Origin of the sequence: Salinarchaeum sp. IM2453 (genome assembly GCF_019693215.1) — an archaeon.
Classification (GTDB): Archaea; Halobacteriota; Halobacteria; order Halobacteriales; family Salinarchaeaceae; genus IM2453.
Genome location: NZ_CP081183.1, coordinates 1,048,417 through 1,067,949 on the forward strand (window position 1 = coordinate 1,048,417; position 19,533 = coordinate 1,067,949).

21 protein-coding genes and 1 tRNA gene are annotated in these 19,533 nt (G+C 46.8%); 7 read left to right on the forward strand and 15 right to left on the reverse strand.

The features are described from left to right. The first annotated feature begins 164 nt into the window (after positions 1-164). Positions 165-602 carry a DUF8146 domain-containing protein gene (locus K0C01_RS04950; RefSeq protein ID WP_221170924.1) on the forward strand — a complete coding sequence of 146 codons (438 nt, stop codon included), beginning with the start codon at positions 165-167 and terminating at the stop codon, positions 600-602. Between the two features lie 15 nt (positions 603-617). Here the strand turns inward: K0C01_RS04950 and K0C01_RS04955 are convergent, their stop codons facing one another. Next, complete coding sequence (locus K0C01_RS04955; protein ID WP_221170925.1) at positions 618-1,073, reverse strand: DUF5814 domain-containing protein; 456 nt, start codon at positions 1,071-1,073, stop codon at positions 618-620. Between the two features lie 108 nt (positions 1,074-1,181). On the opposite strand from K0C01_RS04955, the gene K0C01_RS04960 reads away from it, so the two are divergent. The 5 genes from K0C01_RS04960 to K0C01_RS04980 all read left to right on the forward strand — a co-directional run bounded on the left by K0C01_RS04960 (position 1,182) and on the right by K0C01_RS04980 (position 4,658). Then, positions 1,182-1,252: transfer RNA gene (locus K0C01_RS04960), tRNA-His, on the forward strand. A 141-nt stretch (positions 1,253-1,393) separates the two neighbouring features. Beyond that, positions 1,394-2,065: a DUF7563 family protein gene (locus K0C01_RS04965; protein ID WP_221171279.1), complete on the forward strand. Its 672-nt coding sequence runs from the start codon at positions 1,394-1,396 to the stop codon at positions 2,063-2,065. Continuing rightward, the gene (locus K0C01_RS04970) at positions 2,058-2,306 is read left to right on the forward strand and encodes a hypothetical protein (protein ID WP_221170926.1); all 249 of its coding nucleotides are present in this window, start codon (positions 2,058-2,060) and stop codon (positions 2,304-2,306) included. Before K0C01_RS04965 ends, K0C01_RS04970 begins: the two co-directional genes overlap by 8 nt. Beyond that, positions 2,299-2,805 carry a DUF8129 domain-containing protein gene (locus tag K0C01_RS04975; RefSeq protein ID WP_221170927.1) on the forward strand — a complete coding sequence of 169 codons (507 nt, stop codon included), beginning with the start codon at positions 2,299-2,301 and terminating at the stop codon, positions 2,803-2,805. The genes K0C01_RS04970 and K0C01_RS04975 overlap by 8 nt, the downstream gene beginning before the upstream one ends. After that, positions 2,802-4,658: a DUF7845 domain-containing protein gene (locus K0C01_RS04980; RefSeq protein ID WP_221170928.1), complete on the forward strand. Its 1,857-nt coding sequence runs from the start codon at positions 2,802-2,804 to the stop codon at positions 4,656-4,658. The genes K0C01_RS04975 and K0C01_RS04980 overlap by 4 nt, the downstream gene beginning before the upstream one ends. A gap of 353 nt (positions 4,659-5,011) precedes the next feature. Here K0C01_RS04980 and K0C01_RS04985 read toward each other — a convergent pair whose 3' ends face one another. The 11 genes from K0C01_RS04985 to K0C01_RS05035 form a co-directional block, all read right to left on the reverse strand. Continuing rightward, positions 5,012-5,260: a type II toxin-antitoxin system HicB family antitoxin gene (locus K0C01_RS04985; RefSeq protein ID WP_221170929.1), complete on the reverse strand. Its 249-nt coding sequence runs from the start codon at positions 5,258-5,260 to the stop codon at positions 5,012-5,014. Between the two features lie 297 nt (positions 5,261-5,557). After that, positions 5,558-6,007: a hypothetical protein gene (locus K0C01_RS04990; protein WP_221170930.1), complete on the reverse strand. Its 450-nt coding sequence runs from the start codon at positions 6,005-6,007 to the stop codon at positions 5,558-5,560. Between the two features lie 31 nt (positions 6,008-6,038). Beyond that, a complete protein-coding gene (locus tag K0C01_RS04995) occupies positions 6,039-6,185 on the reverse strand; it encodes a hypothetical protein (RefSeq protein WP_221170931.1) in 147 nt (48 codons plus the stop codon). A 291-nt stretch (positions 6,186-6,476) separates the two neighbouring features. After that, a complete protein-coding gene (locus tag K0C01_RS05000; protein WP_221170932.1) occupies positions 6,477-7,058 on the reverse strand; it encodes a tyrosine-type recombinase/integrase in 582 nt (193 codons plus the stop codon). A gap of 346 nt (positions 7,059-7,404) precedes the next feature. After that, positions 7,405-8,514 carry an ATP-binding cassette domain-containing protein gene (locus tag K0C01_RS05005; RefSeq protein WP_221170933.1) on the reverse strand — a complete coding sequence of 370 codons (1,110 nt, stop codon included), beginning with the start codon at positions 8,512-8,514 and terminating at the stop codon, positions 7,405-7,407. After that, a complete protein-coding gene (locus K0C01_RS05010; RefSeq protein ID WP_221170934.1) occupies positions 8,511-9,092 on the reverse strand; it encodes a bacteriorhodopsin in 582 nt (193 codons plus the stop codon). The genes K0C01_RS05005 and K0C01_RS05010 overlap by 4 nt, the downstream gene beginning before the upstream one ends. After that, complete coding sequence (locus K0C01_RS05015) at positions 9,076-10,416, reverse strand: DUF8063 family protein (protein WP_221170935.1); 1,341 nt, start codon at positions 10,414-10,416, stop codon at positions 9,076-9,078. The genes K0C01_RS05010 and K0C01_RS05015 overlap by 17 nt, the downstream gene beginning before the upstream one ends. Positions 10,417-10,418: 2 nt before the next feature. Next, positions 10,419-12,998 carry an Env/VP5 family phage fusion protein gene (locus K0C01_RS05020; RefSeq protein ID WP_221170936.1) on the reverse strand — a complete coding sequence of 860 codons (2,580 nt, stop codon included), beginning with the start codon at positions 12,996-12,998 and terminating at the stop codon, positions 10,419-10,421. A 23-nt stretch (positions 12,999-13,021) separates the two neighbouring features. Then, positions 13,022-13,495 (reverse strand): hypothetical protein, encoded by a 474-nt coding sequence (locus tag K0C01_RS05025; RefSeq protein WP_221170937.1) that lies wholly within the window; start codon positions 13,493-13,495, stop codon positions 13,022-13,024. Next, positions 13,492-13,734: a hypothetical protein gene (locus K0C01_RS05030; protein WP_221170938.1), complete on the reverse strand. Its 243-nt coding sequence runs from the start codon at positions 13,732-13,734 to the stop codon at positions 13,492-13,494. Before K0C01_RS05030 ends, K0C01_RS05025 begins: the two co-directional genes overlap by 4 nt. Before the next feature lie 2 nt (positions 13,735-13,736). Next, a complete protein-coding gene (locus K0C01_RS05035; protein WP_221170939.1) occupies positions 13,737-14,177 on the reverse strand; it encodes a DUF8023 family protein in 441 nt (146 codons plus the stop codon). 107 nt (positions 14,178-14,284) lie between these two features. On the opposite strand from K0C01_RS05035, the gene K0C01_RS05040 reads away from it, so the two are divergent. After that, a complete protein-coding gene (locus tag K0C01_RS05040; protein WP_221170940.1) occupies positions 14,285-14,455 on the forward strand; it encodes a DUF8053 family protein in 171 nt (56 codons plus the stop codon). 41 nt (positions 14,456-14,496) lie between these two features. On the opposite strand, the gene K0C01_RS05045 is transcribed toward K0C01_RS05040, so the two are convergent. The 3 genes from K0C01_RS05045 to K0C01_RS05055 form a co-directional block, all read right to left on the reverse strand. Further along, entirely contained in the window at positions 14,497-15,081 is a 585-nt protein-coding gene (locus K0C01_RS05045; protein ID WP_221170941.1) for a hypothetical protein, read from the reverse strand. Positions 15,082-15,175: 94 nt separating this feature from the next. Beyond that, entirely contained in the window at positions 15,176-16,585 is a 1,410-nt protein-coding gene (locus tag K0C01_RS05050; RefSeq protein WP_221170942.1) for a hypothetical protein, read from the reverse strand. Next, positions 16,585-19,431, reverse strand: a complete 2,847-nt coding sequence (locus K0C01_RS05055; protein WP_221170943.1) for an AAA family ATPase — start codon at positions 19,429-19,431, stop codon at positions 16,585-16,587. The genes K0C01_RS05050 and K0C01_RS05055 overlap by 1 nt, the downstream gene beginning before the upstream one ends. Positions 19,432-19,533: the final 102 nt, after the last annotated feature.

The window sequence follows — 19,533 nt, forward strand, 5'->3', positions numbered from 1 at the left end:
GCGGATGTCAAGTATAGTGCGAAGCACATACTCACTCCGCTATTGATGGGAAAGAATCAACCTCTACGCTATGGCATTTTTTCTGTTTTCGACGTGCATCAGCAACTTAGCTGCTGATCGCTCTGGCCAAAGGAATAAAGAAATTGTGCTCCAATGTAACTTACATGAGTAATAAAAACAAGACTGTCTCGTTCCGAGTCAACCAAGACTCATTTGAGAAACTCCGTTCCATCGCGGAAGAACGAGATCTTTCACTGTCTGCGCTTTTTCGTGATTATGTCGACATGCTCATCGCTCACGATGGCAAAGTTGAAGTCGTTCCTGAGCACGAGACAACTGTTTCTGACCGATCTGGTTCTGACGAATTTCCTCCGACAGTTGAAGTACCGACCAGCTTTGTACGTGAACATGAGCGTCTGGAACTTGAGGCAAAACATCTCAGAGAACAACTAGATGAGTACAAAGAATACGTGACACATCTGCAAGACCGTATCGACAACGAAGAACAGAAAGATGTTATCCAATTGGAGGACCTTGACCGCGATCTCCACACGGCTGATGACGATAATGAACTTCGGCCAGACCGCTCTGACTATCGATAGTCCCCTTTCATTACGTTATCGTGCCAGTTCTTTTGCCGCCTGTCGTGCCTTTTGTTCTATTTCGTCATTGTGCTCAACGCTTGCTAGGTCTCCGGTCGCTTCAAGCGTTCGTACAGCGTCATCAAGAAATGATAAAATGTCTCCCGGATACGCATATAGCATATAATCTGATGTCATGACATCGACAATTTCCTCAGCATTCAATCCCTGCGCTCGAAGCTCAAGCAGGTACCGGATAAATTTCCGCTCTGGACACCCACAATACGGATTATTATCACAACTACAGTCAAGGAAATCTTCGGCAAAATCTAAAATCCGATCTCTTGTTGTGTCGTCGAGCTTCTGTAGATTTTTCCCCCTATAAAGCAGGTCCATCGTTGCACCTTTGAACGCCCCTTTAGGGATGTCAGCATCAAGTTGCGCTCCAATCTGTCGATGGTTCTTAACGTATATTTTATCCGTGATTGCCACTGTAAGTTTGTTTTGTACTTTGTCGCTTAAAAATCAGCTCCTTTTTTTGCCATGATCTCCCCAAGTCGTAACGTATTTTAACGCCACTGTTGTATTTTACAGTGCGTGTCCGGGCTGGGGTAGTGGTATCCTACGGCCCTGTGGCGGCCGTGAGGTGGGTTCAATTCCCACGCCCGGACCTCGACTAAAGGTTTACATCCCACTCTTTTATACTACTTATCTACCCCTCAGTTTCATCTGGAAACCTTTCTCTGTCCCCTGCGCGTTACTCTTGCACCCACGCTATTTACTCTTGCCTCCCGAGCAGGGGGTGATGCTGCATGACCTCGCAGTGTCAACACTGCGGGGCACAGGTCACCGAACAATACGCCCGCGTCTTCGGTGATGAAGACAATGTTGTTCATCGGTGCTTAGCCTGTGATTGTAAGAACCGGCTGCAGAAAGGCTCGGCAGCTGGGAAAGAACTGACACAACCAGATCCAGCAGAACACCCTAACCGCAACCGGGGGCACCTTGCTGATGACTCAATCGACTACGGGAAAGGTCCAGTCCCTGATGGTGGCCATAAGGTTGTTCCAGTCACGCAAGCAATGCAGGATGCCCTAGTCACTGGGCGTGCCAAGGTTGTTCTAACAGAAGATACAGACTTTTTCAATCCATTTGCTGACTGGCTATTGATCCGCGGACCAGATGGCATCTTTGCGAAAGGGAGATACGCTGGCCAAGTCCTCGAATGCACTGCAGAAAGCGTTCGACAGCGATTCTTAGACCGTCGCATCGATCACATTGCAGACTTCAAGTCACTTGCACTCGAGGATCCACTGCCAGAACTCGACTCGTTTGAAACACTCCAGGAATACGTCCCTGTCGAGTCGAAATACGAGGAATTCAGTTGCTACGTGCTGCAGGGCATCGGGCCAGCTCCTGAGGACGTTGCCAGTGAGTCAGTCGCAACTGACGGCGGCAACAGAGGTGGGGCAGCTGATGAGTGAGTATCGCCATCAGACAGACCTCCAAAAGACAACCCTAATTGTTGGGTGTCCGAACGCTGATGGATCTGGCGAGCACCTGGCAATAACAGCCGAATTTACGGAATCACAAAAGGGAGCAAACGACGAGGCAGTTGAGACACTACTCGACAAATTTCCATGCTGCCACTGTGGGCGTGATCTGCAGTGGATCCGACAGGACGAGCCAAAAGAAGTAATTGGAGGTGGGGCTGCCGATGACTGAGTTCCGCTCGCCGACAGAGCGAGAATACGAAGCAGGCAACTGCGAAAAACCAGAGTGGCGTCGTCGGCTGTATGAAGAAATCGGCGAGGATCCAATCGAGCTCCTTGACAAACCTGCTGTCGCAACTGACGGAGAAGATAATCTCGCGCATGCCCGAGCTCGTATTCGCGGGATTGCATACTTAGATGTACTACGAGCCTGGAAGGCTGCAGAGCGTCGACACGATCAGGGCCCTCGCGAACAGGTCATGGGCTGGCTCGAAGAGCGTGAAGCCTTCCTGGAAGAACACGGAGATCGCAACGAACGATACACGGCAGAAGATCCTGAGGAACTCCGAAAACGAGCCGATGAAAAAGCAGACCAAGAAAATGAAAGCAAGACAGCCTATCAGTGCTGTGAATGTGGGACACTTGTCCGAGAAACTGGACAGGCGTACTTCTGTCCAATCTGTGAGCATACCACCCGAAACGTTGAGAAAGCGGAGGGGATGCCGGCGTGACACAAAACGAGGAGTTCTGGGATCAATACGACGCTGCTATCGAAGACAAACGCGAGGAATACGAAGAAAAACAACAGGAAAAACTCGATGAAGAGGAACTGGACATCGACTATGCAGATCTCCGCGAGCAGTCGATGGAAAAACACCTCGAAGATCGCGAACTGACAGGGACACAAACCCACGAATTCCGAGCGCATCTCCTGTTTGCAGATCCGAACGATAAATTAAGTCCATACCATGGTCTTCGTCGGCAGTTTAATGATGAGTACTTCGAGTACTGGTACGACGAGGAGGACCACGTCTGGATAGAGGATGTTTGCGGTGACGACTGGATTATCAACGATTCGAAGAAAGCCTACTGGAACGGTGGCATTGCAGCAGAAGACGAAGGATACGATACATACGACGAGTATCAGATAGCCATCTACGCCGATGATGATATGGCCGAAGAGAAAACACGGAAGGCGACGCTTCAGTTCCGACCTTCTGTGCCTGATGCCACAAAACCAGATGGCTCTCGAATCCAGAGTATGCCCGAAGATCTGCCATATGGCATTCGTGTGCAAGTGAACTCATCGAATGTTGCACTCGAAGAGATTGTTCCACTCATTCAGGCTGTCGCCGATCGGCTTGGATTACAGCAGCATTACTTCGCTTCTGGAAAGATTCACGAGTGGAGCCGCGTCTATTCGTTCGCAGTCTACGTTCGGTTGCTTCGTGAGATTAGTGAAGAGAAGATTGTCGGTGCTGGAAAACTCCTTGATCGATTGACGGCATTCGGACGCTCAAGAAAGGGGTCCCGAGGTATGCTCAAGTGGGACAATGAAGAGATTATGGGACACTACACTGCAGTGACGCTCTGCCAGAGCTCCTGGAGCAAACTCATTCCTGGAAGAATGGCCGGGATGCGTTTGAAGTCATATCATATGAAAAATCCAGAGAAGGCAACGCGAGAAGCGACTAGCCACCCAAAGTTGGAACTGCAATATACGACCGATAACGAGTACACAGATGAGTATGTCAGTTGGGAGGACGTCGACCAGCTGAAGAAACAACTCGAGGAAACGCTTCTTAATTGTCTGCAGTGGGCTGACGTGAACTTGGATCCAGCAAACGAGTCGTTCGTCGAGGATGCTTACTTCGACCCACAAGAGAATGATCGCGACGAAGATCTTGACCTCTTGGCTGATCCAATGGAGCAAGTCCAAGAGCACGAGGAAAACATCGCAACACTCCAGCTGGCCCAAGCTGATCTAAGCGACGGTGAAGAGGAAGTTGTCAAAGCAATGTCTGATGGTGGCCAGATGCATTATGAAAAGCTAGCAGAGATAGCAGATGTATCGAAGTCGACGGTTTACCGAGCTATTGAGAAAATTGATACCATTATTGAGCAAGTCGACGGGAAGATCGGGCTTGCTGATGAGTATATCAAAGACCGTATTCAGGACTTTTACACAGCAATTGCAAACTGGTCTGACAAGGTCGGTCAAACTGCTGAAGATATTGTTAATAATGCCATTCACGCTCCAGAAGGCTCGCCATTCGCTAAGTGGATTAAAACCTACGTTGGGTCGATGCGTGATCTAACGCCACGCGAGTCTCCTGGTGTCGGCTCGATGCAGCATGCTGAGGGCTGGACGGAGTTGGTTCTGAACGTCCAAGGAACAAAAGACGAGATTACGCGGATCTTACGAGCCGGAGGGCTGGCAGCACTGGAGACTGATAACGGTATTCTCCAGGAGCTGCGAAAGACGGTCGTCAAGTTCACCGATCGGCGTGGCAAGGAACAGGAGATCGTCGCAGGTGCCAAGCACGGTGACGCCATCAAAGTTGGTGGCTTCCAGATCTGGTAGCGGGTGACTGGCCAGAGGCATCACTATCATTCGCTCTATTTTCCTGAAATTATTACCGCTAATTGGACAGATTTCTGCCTAATTTTGTTGTATTAGTGGCAACATTACAATCTGTTTAGTAGATATTGTGACTGTCTCCAGACAGTATTTTCAGGATCTGGGAAAGCACCCCTTAGGGAGTGTTTCTAAGGAAACAACTAAACAAATACAGGAGTCTGCTTCGCAGACTCCACATGATCCACATGAAACGGAGGTAAATACAAGAGCAAAGGGTAATCAAGTGCAGTCGACAGCCATGACTTCTCAGCTGCTAGTATCTTGAATACAAGGTGTTCGACAACTCGCTGGAGATCCTACTGAAGTGCGTCAGGAAGTGATTTACCAGATGTGTTTCTCTCAGGATCAATATCAGCCGCTTTAAGCTCTCCCTCAGTTGGTTTGTGACCAGCAGTGCCTTTGTAAGCGGCTACGGCCTCATCCAGATGTTCTAAAGCTGCCTCTCGGGACTTGCCTTGACTTGTTACGCCGGTTTTGGTATCTTTGGCCATCCACCACTCACCCTCGTTAGTAAGTGTAATCGTAGGCTCAGCTGTTGGACTCATAATGTAAATGGATACGCCAACAAAGAATAAAGATATTCCTTACCACTGTGTAGTCGTTTTAGAGTAGTTATTCAAGTGTATCTTATAGATCACTTCACGGGATAGTTGGTTTCTATGACATCTCGCGTGAATTATTCTCCGGATGAGTCTGTGCATCGGTCGGAAAAAGCTACCAGAAAGAACTGATATTTGAGTTGGTATGTAAGACTTAGCGCATGAGTTCAGCAGTTGGCTACCTCTGGTCTCACGTATTCGGGGGTGAATAAACAGTCAGTGGCGATGTGTATAGACCGCTAATTACCGATCTAGAAGATCATCCAAGTCACCGGAAGTTAGCGAATTATTGGCCTCAAGATACGCTTCAATATCTTCAACAGATTCAAGATCTGTAACGTTTTCCAATTTCTGTTGAGCTTGTTGGCTAAATCTCCCTAACTTCCCATCGTCATATTCGTGATCCTCGTCGACGTAGAGAACATAAATAATGTGATACTTCGGATTTATCTCAGGTACAAAAGTGACTACTTTTGAGTAAATCCGCCCGTCTTTAGAGAACTTGAATATGTCTAAGTTCCCGATTTTCTCATAAGTATATGCATCCGGTGACGCATCTTTATTTGCGATATTACTGAGTTTTGTCAGCAGATCTCGCTGTTCGGAAGCATTCAGAGTATCAAGATGACCCGGGATGTTACCCTCAAATATAATATGGGTCTCCTTTGAACCATCCAAAGGTATACGTTTCACACGTACTCAAAGCAGCGCCGGTTTTAAAAATTTAAAACTTGAGAACACTTTTAATTTCTTCCTTGCTAGCGGTGTTACCATCCGCAAGGTTATCAATCGCTTTGAGCACTTCCTCCGGAACGCGTGGCTCGTCGTCCACATGGTGTTGGGAGGATTCTCGGACAGATTCAGTCGGCATACACACTATTTGATGAGCCATCGGTATAAATCTGACTGACAAAAATAGGGACTAAGACAGAAAGCGTGTGTACGGAGTGTTCTGCACTAGGTAGCCGCACCAATCTCAATCAACCCAATCTCTCGTGCAAGACTTGCGCCCTGCATCTTGCATAGCATTTCTGATGCATATCTGAGAAGGGATACACATCACCAGTCACTACTTGCCTTTGGTGTTGAACGATTGTAGGGATTGATGGAGGTGTATTGTATATTAACCGTTTTATGAAAACTCTCTATTTAAGTTTAGCAGCTACAACCAGCGTACCTTATTGCGTTCTCTTTTTCTGGCTTCTGGTGAGTATTTGCCTTGATAGTGATCAAGAAACGTCTGGAGGTCATCCCACCCGCCCCACTCAATTGCAACCATTGGATCAACGTCAGCAGACGCCAGTAGTGTCGCCCATGTTCGACGGAGATCGTGAAATGAGAGAAATTCCCAGCGGTTGTTCTCCGTTTGTTCGGCCAACTCATTGGCAGCAGTGTTGATCCAGCGTCGGAGCGTTCGCGTGCTTTCGGTCCCCACCACAGTCGTATCTTCACCTTCGTACTGGCCGATGGTCCGGATCTGTCCAGCTAATCCATCGGGGATTGGTGTTTCCCGATACTTGTCACCCTTGCCTGCCGGCACTTCAAGCACTTTACCGATTTGGGTATCTCGAACATGTGCTGGTTTGACGTTAACTACTTCTGCACTTCGGAGTCCACAGTACCCTCCGAGCTTCAGTGCGAGTTGCCGTTGTACGTCATCGGGACAGTCGACCAGTTGCTTCAACTCGTCTGTAGACAACCAGACCATCATGGCACTGCTATTCTTGTGTTCCTGTAAATTCATCGTGACCGGAAACTGGTCAACCGGACAAAAACGTGTCGATTAGGCAGGGTTCAGCCCTCGATCAGCACTGAAATCGGGCTGATTTTGACCGACTTCCCAATGCTTCCCGGACACTCAAATAAACACAGAAAAATATCAGATACATGTCAGAAAACAGGAATACACATACCCCTACACCCCCGTACCACACGCGCGCGCGTGACTTCGTATCTCATTGTTGAAACTAATCGAGTTCTGCTTTTATTTTATGAACCCGTTTTGGATTGATCGAAACAACGCGCGTACCTCGTCCCTTAATTGGATCGTAACCCACAGAACGAACGGAGATTATATCAATAGCGTTTGCTCAGGCATCTTGATATCGCGGGTCAATCTCACCAGCCCATTGTTCACGATGCCACTGGCAGTATCCCGACTTGTGATCAGTCATGGCATTACAGTCTGAGCCGTCGCTTTTATTCCCGCGACACTTAACTGGATCTCGCGTATTCTGGTTTTCATCCTGGTATTCTCGCCAATTCTCAATGAGTTGGCCTTTGTGAATCTGTTTCTTTGGCCGGTCGAGGTCGATATCAAACGTGGCAAAATAATTTGTTGAGGCAGCCCACTGACTCTCCTCTGGTACATCCAAAAGCCCACGAACTCGAAACCACTGATCATCTTGCTGGTAGTCTTCCCAGCCGCGATAGACAGTTGCTTGGTCAATCTTGCCCTCTTTTTTCTTCCCGTCGGCCTGCACCACAACGTCAGATTGTGTTCGCAGAATCTTCGCAATATCACTATCATGCTCGTGGCCAATTACGAGCAGCCGTGTTGAACCCCCCTGACCCTTCCGCAACGCATTGATAAACTGAGCGAAGGTTTCTCGCACGGATCCATCAGCATACGAATGACTGTTTACCTCTGTCGACCACTCGTCTCCAATCACAAGCTTTTCCCCTGACGTGTCTCTGACCCATTCAAGCATTCCAGATAGACTATCGGCATAGTCAACTGCAGGATGCCTGATTGGCTCATCTTCCGATCGCCGAATATTCGTCAGGACACGAAGCTCACCATCGAACTCGCGATACAAGTTCCTCGCAATATCTAAAGCTTTGGTTGTTTTGCCACTGCCTTTCGGGCCTTTGATCAGCATCTGCTGCGCCGCTGGCTTGATTGCATCCATAAGTAAATCGTATCCAGTTGCCTCAACAGATGACTCACTGAGCCCAACGGTGGCATTCATCGTTGTGAGATCCGATCTTTTGCGGGCTCTGCGCAGCGTATCAGTTGAGGTTTGTCGTGACAACATGCGATATAGTGGGCTCTCATCAGAATCTAGTTCAGCTCGCTCAGCAGCCATCAACACGTCTCCAATCCGTTGGTCATCAGACAGTACTGCCTCAACATGCGCATCAACTTCTCCGTCTCGAAGGTCATCGCCAAGTTTTGCAGGTGTATATCCATCAGTCATTGTTCTTTTGCGATCGTGATATCTGCTATTGCCAGACCGTGTTTACTGATAAACGGTATCAGGACCATTGCTACCGGCGCTGCTAACAACTCTCCACCAGTATACCACCACACTACAGGATACAAAACCCACGTGCCTGCCGTGATCCAATACAGCAACTCAAGATCTTCAGAGATGAGCTCTCGTAGTGAAAGGAGAACATATACAAGCAATCCACACGACAACAAGAACATCATAGCCATCCCGTCACCAGCATCAACCGCAAGGTATCCGGTCGTGATCACGCCACCCTGAGCAACTGCTGCCTTCCAGGCGCGTTCGGAAATCTCTCCCGTTGCGGTAACTGCCAGTGCCAAAACCAGCATTGGCGTTGTCAAGATCCAATCAGCATAGTACGTGAGTTCAACTACATACCATTCAGTTTCAAAGTTGAGATACATCAGACCAGACCAACCAAGGATCAGTGCATGCAGCGTCTGGATCCGTTCATCAACTCCCCAATCATACAGATACAGTGCTGCAGCTCCGAGTAGTGACACGAGTGCATACAATTGCTTTGGATCAGTTAGAAGCTCCATAGTTTCCTCCGTCAGTTGCTGCTGTCTGTTGGTTCGGTTGATCTATTCCATCAAAATCGAGATCGTCCTTTGATGGCTCCTGCTCGTAATGCTCTTCGTATCGGGTTCCCTGTGCAATCTCAGTCAATACCTCGTCCATTGTTGAGGCATCAACAGTCATCTGATCGCGGAGGACTTTATCGACATCTCGCACTGCTGCAGTCTCTGAGGCAATTTCTATTGCACTCATGGCAGTTAGGAGATCTCTGCCTATCATTGCCTCATCTTTCAGAATCTCCCTATTTGCGTCAATTTTTCCTTTCTCAATAGCCAGCTCTCGATCATTGGCAAGTCCTGGCCATGTGCCATTTGCAGTGTTTGATTGTGGATCAAAATCTCGCACTAAATGCGCTCTCCCTCCAGGAGTCATAAGTGACACAATACCTCCATCAACCTCCAACTCCTCAATGCGCTCTGGAGGCCCACTGTATGCTGCAATTGATCCAGTACCATTTTGAGCTGCATCAATAACCTCTGAGGCATCCAGATCAATGATCCACTCTCGATGTGGATCATACACTCGATTAACCAGAATATACACGGGGATAAGTGCCAACACTGTTGCAGCAATTGATCCTGCAACTAACAATCTCTGGAGGTCTGAAAGAGCACTCCACATCTCTGGAGGAGTTGGAGCATATCCAACAAGCGTAGCCAGCACATACAACGATGCAACAAACCACACGAATACCTTAGATCTGCTGTCAGCAGCTGATTTTGCTCCTCTGATAACTCTCTCTCGAACTCCCTCAACAGGATCAGATTCAATCTCGATTTTCTTCTCACTAAATAGCTCTGTCCAATTATTGTGATGCTTCCGTCGCAGATTACCAACAACCAATCCTAATGCTAAGATAGATCCAAGGATGCCAGAGGCAGCTGCAAGTTGCACCAATTGCGTTGTTGGCTGCTCAGTCAAAATTGTAATGCCAGTATCTCCTTCATACGTGTAGGCATCTCCCTCAGAGGCAACGAAAATTTGTTCTTCAGAAATTGGTATCTCAACAGTTAGCTGCTCTCCAGGAGATACTCGAACGGACTCAAATCCAAATGATCCAGTATCATCTGCCAGCTCTCCAACGGAGGCAGATTCTGGCTCATCTGCCTGCAGCGTGATCTCTGCAGTGCTATCATCAAACTCAACAGCAACCAATTCAAGAGTTGAATCATCAAACTGGTAGATAATTTCCTGCGTATCTCCAGCAGGATCATCATCAGCTGCAGCTGTGCCAACTCCTGATAAGCAAACTACTACAATCATCAAAACAGTTGCTGCTCGATGCATGACTAATCACTCAGTAATGCATATGCAAGTGCTCCTCCAGGGACAAGCCACGCCCACCGTGGAATGTCTGGTATAAGATCATCTGATCCTGGCACACCAGGGAGATCTGGAGGTGACCAATATTGATCCTGTTGCAGTGACTCTTGATATTCTTCGCTATCTTCCAGATATTCGAGGAACTCATCAACATTGTACTGGTCATATTCAGGGTCGTCCCAACCTTCGGACTCTTCGATTTCTTCCCCGTCTGTATCTGTCATTTTCTCAATTGAAATAGAACCTAATGTCATGTTAACTTCCTCAGACTCCAGAGCATCGTAAAATGTTGAGAATCGGGGAATAATTTGATCGTATTGATCTGGATATACCAGTGGTTCAAAACCCTCATTATCGATAGATACATCACTTGATAACTTGTTTCCTTCAAAATCATAAACTCCACCCACATCGCTTAGAGGGCTATCTATTCGGATTTCCTCATTTATCAAGTCCATCTCAGTATGTACTGTTTCATTCTGGAAACTCTCATCAACAATTGTCTCAACAGTATTGTATAGCTCCCCGTTCGGTTGAATCCACCCAGTTGTTATGCAACAGGTGTGTGATATTCCCGCACCTCCAGATGACCAACCATGATCAATTGCGTATGTGAATCGTCCAATAGAACCAGTCTCGAATTCTATCTGAGAATCATCATTCTCACTGACTCCTAAACTATCAACTATCCCCGAATTGTCGAACGTTGTCAAATGAGCCTCGAAATTATGAGTAGCACCGTCATCTGCATAGACAGTTGCGATGGGCACTGCGTGTTGATCTGTCAGGTATCCTATCTCCACATCGGCATACTCAGGTTCAGGGACATCGTGAGAGTATTGCTTCTCACCCTCAATATTCCAAACAGTCAAATCATTATCAACTATCCCAAAGCCATTATGATTTATTGTGGTATCTTCAATATTGCTATATCCGTGTTCTGCTAGCTCGTTAATAGATTCTCCATCAAATTCGAACAAACTAGTGCTGCTTATCCACAGCAGTCGGTCTTGGGTCGAATGAGAATCTATCACATCACCGACATAATCAAATTCTTCAATTTCGTCTCCGTCTAAATCAATCTGATATGATTGTCCATCTCCAAGATAATACAGAGTTCCATCCAGAAACTCAACAGCATCAAATTCATCAATGTCTGGATCATATGGCTCTCTATCCTCATCTAAACTATGCTGGATTTGCCCGGCGGTATCATGGTAAAGCTCTCCAACTAAAATGCGTTGACCAACCTCTATATTGTCGATCTCTCGTGCGAATAGCAAGCCGTCCATAGGGCGATTGTCCACATGATCTTGCGGATATTGAGCAACAATATTGCCGCTGTCGTCGGGCTCTCTAAACCAATCCGTGAATCCCGAGTATTCAACAGTCATCGAAGCTATTTCCTCTAAATCTGGTTGATCCATGTTGAGCTGCTGATATAAGGCTAACTGATAAGAGTCGGACGCAACGTCAGCATCCCCCGACAAAAACCGGGCCTGACCGTCGACACCCCGAAGCTCATTCGGAGAAATGTTTCCAGCATCAAGAGCTTGGTAAATGTCTTCCACGAAACTCTCATCATAGTTCCCGATAACGGAAGATGCTTGTGAAGATATTTCTTCTTCTCTAATATACTCTAAATGTCTGTCAAATCTCAATACTGTGTATCCAGATAAGCCTGCCTCCGGAATATTCGGGATAATGATACTCCCGCTCCATGTTGCGGTATATCCCTCATCCGTCTCAAATTCGAAGACATCGAAGCCAGTTCCTCCTTGATAGTCCATATCTGCAATTGTTCCCTTCCATTCATCGTTTTCCCATTCAAAGAGTAATTCAGGTAAAGTGGTTGTTAGAGTCTCTCCGTTTACCAATTCAAACTCAGCTTCAACACGCGAATCGGTTAGTTCGATCCATTCAAGATCATAATCTTCGGGATGACTGGGCGACGCGACGAAATTCCACAGAGCCATGTCTGTGTCGTCTAGATTACGATCACCATCTATGATATGATCTAATGCTCTTTGACTGAGATAACTATGTTGTATTGCGGATTTGGCGATTGTCTGAATATGGTTGCGCTCAACCCTCTCAGCATAATAATCATTGATTGCTGAGAGTGCATCTGTATAGGCATCTCCAACATCTTTACCATCTTCCCATGCACGCGCAATGGCTTCTCTCGCCTCCAGATTTGCCATAGTGTTGGTATCTGTGAGTGTGTTATCCAGATTGACTAGATGAGCGTCCAAACTCTCCAGCTCACTTCTCGCTTCAGCATGCAAAATAGCAAGGTCTTCTGCATTAGAATCACTTACCCAATCTAACACGCTTCCTATGCCTTTTGCTGCTGCTAAACCAACTCGATTAGGAGCAGTTGGAGCATAGACAAAACTCCCTGTATCTGCCTTAACTGAGTCTGCAGATGCTGCTGCTCCAGCTCCTCCAGCAGCTGCAGCAACTGATCCTGCTGCTCCAACTCGCAATGCATCTCTCCTCGATAATCCTATACTGTTGTCTTTGTTGTCCTGATTTTCACTCATTGTGTTAATATTGGAACGGAGATTCAGCTATCTTCTCGAAGCAATGCAGCAATCCCGATAAGCACAACTAAGCCAACAATTACTCCAAGTACGGAACCATCGTCAGTTAGTCCAATGCCAGTTGGCTCCTCAACAGAGATCTCTGTTTGATTGATGAGATCTGCTGTTGACTCATCAACCTCAACATCAACTGTTAGTGTCTCGTTGGCATCCAGATCAGCATTAAGATCAACTCTCTCAAACTCTGTTGTTGTCCAATTGCCAGCATCAGCATCAACAACAGACTCATTTAGCTGCTCATCTGCCTCATTCTCGAACACAGTAATTGTTGCTGACTCAGTTTCCTCGATCTCCTCAGCAAACTCAATATCAACAACCAGTGTCTCATCCTCATCGAGATCTTTCGTTTCTTCTGCTACTGCTGCAGCTGCAGCAGGAGCTGCAAACAGGAGCATCAATGCAACTGCAAGTGCCGTAAGTGTGGATTTCCGTATCATTGGTCTATAATTGTCGTGTAGTCAGTGATGCCGAACGTTTCCAGAATATCAATCACTCCAAGCAGGCCGATAACCCCACCAATCACAGTATACCACTGAGCGGATAAGCCAAGCCAGGCCGTCCAGATGTTGAGATCAAACACTGCAAACATGCCGGTGTTAACTGCTCCAATGGCTACCAAAAACCAGATCAACACAATGCCAGGATGATATTCCTCCCACTTGCCGGCATCAATCATTGTTATAGCATCCACCCCACAACGAGTTGTGCCGTTGTAATCAATGCGACAAAGATCAATCCAAAGAAGTCCTGACCTCCAATTGCTGCAGCTAAACCAGGGATCAAAATCCAGCCAACTAAGAGAGCAGCAGTGCCAATTACCGCTCCTGCATAATACTGTGGCAAGTTTTCAATATCTCCTCGCAGCTCACTCAACTCTGTATTGTCATTTGTAATGACTGTGCCAACTAACGAGATCACTGCAACCAGCCAGGCCATTGACGGATCAACCGGCAGTGCGCTTACATGAAACACTGGATCAGCAAAGTCAAACCCGAAAATCTCCAGCGTACCAAGGCCAGCCATTACGATAGTCATAAGGACGGTAGCAACCAGCAACCCAACGTCAAGCGGATTAAACGACAACTCGGTATCGCCCGCGACGAACGTATTTGTCGCCATATATCGACCCAACTACTCAAACGCGCATAGAAGGACGGAAAAGAGTGATTCTACCCAACATCATGAGAATACAAAGACTTTAGAGAATCAGACCAGTGACACCGCACATGGAAATCCGCAAACTCTCATCAACTGGTGAAGGCTCCTATGGCGTCACGCTCCCAAAAGACGATCTCCGCGAACGTGGGCTGATCGATGACACAGAAGACTCGCTTGAACAAGATCAGTTTCTAAAAATCAAAACCGATGAAGACGGTTGGCTGATTGAGCTAGTCTGAATTTAGCGTTCTTCTCCTAATTTGTACACCAGTATGCGGAGCTATAAGCAAGCACTGGGAGTACGCAGTTGATCGTCTGTCTTTTCTGTCGTGTATAATTGTTCTCGCCATCGGATATTGTTCTCTTCAAAAATCTGGTCAAGAAGGCCATCATCTCGCTTGGCTACATATGGAGTTCCTTCAATGTGCTTCTCGGTCACAGTCACAATGTATTTTTCATAAACTTCCAGATCAAGTGTATCAGACTCAGCACTCCATCCTTGTCGGGGGACTTTGCCTTGAAAAACTAAATGAAACCCAGTTTCAGAAGGGGAAAGCTCTGCGTACGTGTTGGCCTGTTCGAGATACTTACGAGCTGGCTCATCAATTCGCTTTGTATCTGGATCAATGCAGTCGTCAAAATCAACGATTACAAACGGATCTTTGGCGTCGTTTATCACCACTTGCTTGCCTTCAATTTGGTCGTATGTCGTGACCAGTTTCTTTGCTTCTTGATACGTATACCAGTGACCAGGCTCTTTGTAAGTAACTCTGTATACGCTTTCGCTATTGGGATTAACATCAACTGGAACTTTTTTTATCCGATCTCCATCTCTCTCCTTACGCCAACAAAGCCACCGGTCCATGCGTTTCAGTCGCGGAAGTAGATTATGTGATTTATTATTCGAAGGGTACACCCGCCGCATTGGTAGTCAATGCCATTTGCAACTCTTATTAACATTACGGAGATGACTCACTTAGCCTATGCTCCACAACCGATTCAGGCAGACTCCGCGAAAGTTGTTCTTTAATCACTGATATTTGCTCTTCATGTTCTTTCGGGCGAAGTGGCGTTTGTTCAATCGTGTAGCCTGAACTCGAAGCAGTTGTTGGTGTTGTTCTCTCGCCTACGTACAGGATCGTTGCGGTGGCCTTACCGTGCGCTGGCATTAAATCGACAGTATAGCTCAAGAGTCGCTGGTAATCTTCTAATCCGATGTTGTCTGCTAAACTGTATTTTGCATCACCGATCCAAACAATATCATTTCCAACGCTGATCGCGTAATCGGGGCGTCCGGGGTTAGAATTAAATCTTGGCGAAAGGATTCGACTGTACTCTTCAAGCGAACGATTGTAGTGCAGTGTTATTTTCGGTGTAAACTCAAACGTTCGTAGCTCATCACCGGGACGGGTTGGTTCGAGCCCAGTCAAGTCTTTGAGACAGTCTAAGATAATCGTAAGCCCCCACAATTCGTATAGTTTTTCTACTGGTTTGATCCCAATAGTTAGTTGTTGCTCAATACTCACGCCGAGCGCTTGTTCAGCCTGATATGCCTCCCAGAGATCAATTATTTCCGCAAGTTGCGTCGGGGACTCACGCTGTGCTTGCGCTATCAACGATGGATCTGAGAAATCGAGTTGCAGCGCTTTGTCAACAAGTTCCGGGGAGAACCGCGATTCAACAAATTGCTGATGATATTCTTTGTTTTTTCGTACTGCTGATTCTGTTAGTACACTATCGTCGATGAGCTGATCCAACTCTTGACTGAGTTCAATATGAAACCGGAGAAGAAGAAGGTTCAGTGGGTGGTTAAATGAGAACTGGAGGTCATAATAGGCAATCGATCGTGAACCAGTCGCCCGCTCCTGTACCGTTCGATTGATATCAAGCGTTCCACCGGGATTCGAATCTACACGTCGTTCTCGATTAATCGCAACTGGTGGACGGTTGGCTACAGCTTCTTCAGAAAATTCTATTAATGCATTACTGTAGCCAAGCAAAATTCGACGGCGTTCAAGCGCTTTGCTTTGAACTAAAGGCAACACGTTCATAGCCGTTGGGAGGTCCCATAATTCTATCCACCCTGCAAGTTCAGAAAGTAAAAACTCGTACTCATAACGATTAAGCTTGTCAGGGCGTGGGCGCACGGTAATTCCACCAGGGTATCGTCCAGCCCAACCGCCGGGAGAGAATCTGGTAACCTTTGATGAATCGTTATCGACAAAATGCGGCGGCGAAGACTCGATCGGCTCATTCTCAGTTTCCTGCTGAATAATCGGTTGGATCTCTTCGACAAACTGTCTAAGATCCTTCCACTCATCGACTGTTAGTCCAACCTTTTCCCGTGACAGTGTTTCGTAGGTGATCATCAGCCGATGATCTCGTGTGTATTCAATGCCTGCTCAAGTTTTTTCTTTGTGTTCACGAACCCGACCTTCTCAGCATATTCAATCACTCGTTTAAATTGGTCCTCCGCTTCTGACTCTGCGGCGACAGTTCCGGAACGGCGGAGTTCAGACATATATGGCTCAATCTGCGGGAGAATATATGCAACAACTGCTTGGTCAACTGTGGACCAATCAGCATCGTCAGGAAACAGCATGTGGTACACTATAATGTATTTATATGCATCAATAACGATTCCTTGGCCGATGGCAGCAACATTTTCTTTATCAAGTTTTTGAACAAACCCGTGGATGGCTCGGTCAAAGCTGAGGTCACTTCCCACTGGTGAAATATTCTGTCGTGCCTGCTGGAATTCCTTGTCGGTTACTTCGGAAACATTCTTATCAACTTCAAATACGTCCTCGAGGTATGGAATTGCGAGTGAGCTATCAGCGTCGAATGGTGAACTGTGATCAAAGTCGTTGATTGCCGCACGTTCTACAATGTAAGTGGACTTTTCATAGTCTGGATCGAGATTAACATTATCAATATCGGCCTCAGGCTGATTTGATTCCGGGCGTTGGTACACAGGTGGCACTTCTACAAACGCAAACCGCCTTCGAAATGCATACCCTAACGCAAACAACTGTGATTGATCCTCGCTATTCATGGTCCCAAGGATCCGAAACGCAAGTGGTACCGCTTGCTTTTCTCCATCTGCGTACTCTAGTTCTGAATTTTCACGATGAGAGAGGTCAAGCAGGGTAAACACTTCGCCAAAGGCTTCATCAAGATTAGCCCGGTTGAGTTCGTCAATCAGTAGCCACTGTGGGTGAGGTGGATCAGTGGACGTGAGTGAGTCAACACACGATGCTGCAGCCTTTGTTAGGATCCCAGGCGTTGGTGTAAATCCGTTGTTTTCTGGACGGTAACCGCCGACAACATCTTGATTTGTCCACTCAGCGTTAGCCGTCTCAACGTGAAGATCAGAACATAACGCCTCGCTCAGCCGCTCTGCAATCCGAGTTTTACCACTTCCGGGAGGCCCATAGAAGATAACATTCTTTCCAGCAACCAAGTGTACGAGTGCTTTATCATATATTTCTGGTCGAGGCTCTCCCCCTTTGACTGCTGGTCTTATCATTGCAGCACCCGGGTTGGGATCCTGTCTAATGACTTCCTTGTGTGGAAGCGGATCGGCTATCTCCCGGAGTTCCACAATATCCCTAATTCCTTCGGGTTCATCCTTTTCATCTGGGGAATTAGGTTCATTCTCGTTGTTGTCTTCTTCGTCACGATCTTCTTCATCATCGTCGACTTCCTCAATTGACTCGACATTTCCATTCTGTGTGACCTGAACTTTTGTTCCTCTCTCGGTGAGAGTATCTATCAGGTCTTGAGCGTCTTCTTCTTCGAGTACGGAGTTCCCCCACGGCCTCACTGGCGCCTCATCTGCAGATAATCGGTAGAGTTGGTCCCAAGACACCTGAACCTGATTAGGGAACTCGCCATCCCAAGCCTCTGGCACAATCTCTTCCTCAACTTCACTTTCAGCATAAAACGGTCCATATATGAATTTATCATCTGTCCCTGAGATATTCTTGTTACCGTAATCGTAGAGAACAAGAATATCTCCCGGTTGTGTATCTCGATCATCCGAATTTTCGGGATAGCCAAACAACTCTCGCGTGAAGCACTCTTGACACGTGCTTTGATTTTCCCCTTCACCTTGGCCGCAAACGTATATCTCAACCGAATCTATGTCGCTCATGTCATTCGAATTTAGATTTTGTTGCGTACTTTCTTCGTTTTCTGGATATCGATGCTTCACCGATACTGTTAATTCATTTGTCTGGTCTTCAGGGTCAACATCCGATACGGGATCTCGATCGTCTTTAATCTTATATATCTCTGTCTTGGACTCTAACCATTGGTATAATCTTTCTTCAGCAACTGATTCAGAATTATACTCTCCCAAAAGACGGATAAAACGCACCTCGTCGTCTGTGTTAATCTGTTCTTTAATCTCTCCAAGTGAGACATCAGCAGGACAGTGCATATAATAAATCGCAAACGGATCGCGGTCAATTTCCAGTTCTCTGCGGTCTGACCCCGATATCAAGCCCACTGTGCAGGGATAATTCAGCTCTTTGCTCTTACGCCACATAGCTTCGGTTGGCCCAGCAACGTACACGTCTGGGCCATTGGAAGGAGTATACTCCTCGGAAGTCTGTGCAGGTGTGGTATCTAGTAGCAGTGTATCAATTTCTACGTCCGTCGCTTCACGAACCTCGTCTATATTGAAATCAGGTCTAGTTGTCACTGGTGGCCGTACACTAAATGGACCAGCAACGACTCTGTTATCGGCATCGACATCATTGAGTACTTTTAGATTATCAAAAATTTGTATAGAGTCTCCTGGAGGGACTGTCATAATAGCTGTCGAACCAACAATGGCTGGGTTGTTGAGTGGCCGTTTAATAAGACCATCCCGTTCTAACTTATCCGGAATATCCATATCCATATCCATATCTCGCTCAGATCCAGCGTGAATAAACTGAATCCCTGACTTTTGTAACTCCTCAAGCTTGGATCGCAGTGTCTTGATGTCTTCAGAACTTGGACGGCGCGTAGCCCACAACTTACCTGTTTGTACGACAGCGTCAACATTTCTATCGAGAGCCTTATCTATCGCTTTACGAAATGCATTGCGAAACTCTGGTCTTCTTTTTGAGGATACGTTTGATGAAGAAAGATAGGTAGGACCGATATGAAGTATTGTTATATCGTGCTCTGTAGTCTCCAGCGAGGTATCAGCTTGATCTACCATTTCCTTCAGTTATCATGAACGATACAGTTGATTGTTATTTTATCGATTACAACACCCAGCTGATATTTGTACAGGCCGTCATAGAACGGTTAGCATACCAGC

Coding starts and splice junctions, on each gene's coding strand:
- K0C01_RS04950 (WP_221170924.1), top strand. CDS start 165: ATGAGTAATAAAAACAAGACTGTCTCGTTCCGAGTCAACCAAGACTCA.
- K0C01_RS04965 (WP_221171279.1), top strand. CDS start 1,394: ATGACCTCGCAGTGTCAACACTGCGGGGCACAGGTCACCGAACAATAC.
- K0C01_RS04970 (WP_221170926.1), top strand. CDS start 2,058: ATGAGTGAGTATCGCCATCAGACAGACCTCCAAAAGACAACCCTAATT.
- K0C01_RS04975 (WP_221170927.1), top strand. CDS start 2,299: ATGACTGAGTTCCGCTCGCCGACAGAGCGAGAATACGAAGCAGGCAAC.
- K0C01_RS04985 (WP_221170929.1), bottom strand. CDS start 5,260: ATGAGTCCAACAGCTGAGCCTACGATTACACTTACTAACGAGGGTGAG.
- K0C01_RS04995 (WP_221170931.1), bottom strand. CDS start 6,185: ATGCCGACTGAATCTGTCCGAGAATCCTCCCAACACCATGTGGACGAC.
- K0C01_RS05000 (WP_221170932.1), bottom strand. CDS start 7,058: ATGAATTTACAGGAACACAAGAATAGCAGTGCCATGATGGTCTGGTTG.
- K0C01_RS05005 (WP_221170933.1), bottom strand. CDS start 8,514: ATGACTGATGGATATACACCTGCAAAACTTGGCGATGACCTTCGAGAC.
- K0C01_RS05010 (WP_221170934.1), bottom strand. CDS start 9,092: ATGGAGCTTCTAACTGATCCAAAGCAATTGTATGCACTCGTGTCACTA.
- K0C01_RS05015 (WP_221170935.1), bottom strand. CDS start 10,416: ATGCATCGAGCAGCAACTGTTTTGATGATTGTAGTAGTTTGCTTATCA.
- K0C01_RS05020 (WP_221170936.1), bottom strand. CDS start 12,998: ATGAGTGAAAATCAGGACAACAAAGACAACAGTATAGGATTATCGAGG.
- K0C01_RS05025 (WP_221170937.1), bottom strand. CDS start 13,495: ATGATACGGAAATCCACACTTACGGCACTTGCAGTTGCATTGATGCTC.
- K0C01_RS05030 (WP_221170938.1), bottom strand. CDS start 13,734: ATGATTGATGCCGGCAAGTGGGAGGAATATCATCCTGGCATTGTGTTG.
- K0C01_RS05035 (WP_221170939.1), bottom strand. CDS start 14,177: ATGGCGACAAATACGTTCGTCGCGGGCGATACCGAGTTGTCGTTTAAT.
- K0C01_RS05040 (WP_221170940.1), top strand. CDS start 14,285: ATGGAAATCCGCAAACTCTCATCAACTGGTGAAGGCTCCTATGGCGTC.
- K0C01_RS05045 (WP_221170941.1), bottom strand. CDS start 15,081: ATGGACCGGTGGCTTTGTTGGCGTAAGGAGAGAGATGGAGATCGGATA.
- K0C01_RS05050 (WP_221170942.1), bottom strand. CDS start 16,585: ATGATCACCTACGAAACACTGTCACGGGAAAAGGTTGGACTAACAGTC.
- K0C01_RS05055 (WP_221170943.1), bottom strand. CDS start 19,431: ATGGTAGATCAAGCTGATACCTCGCTGGAGACTACAGAGCACGATATA.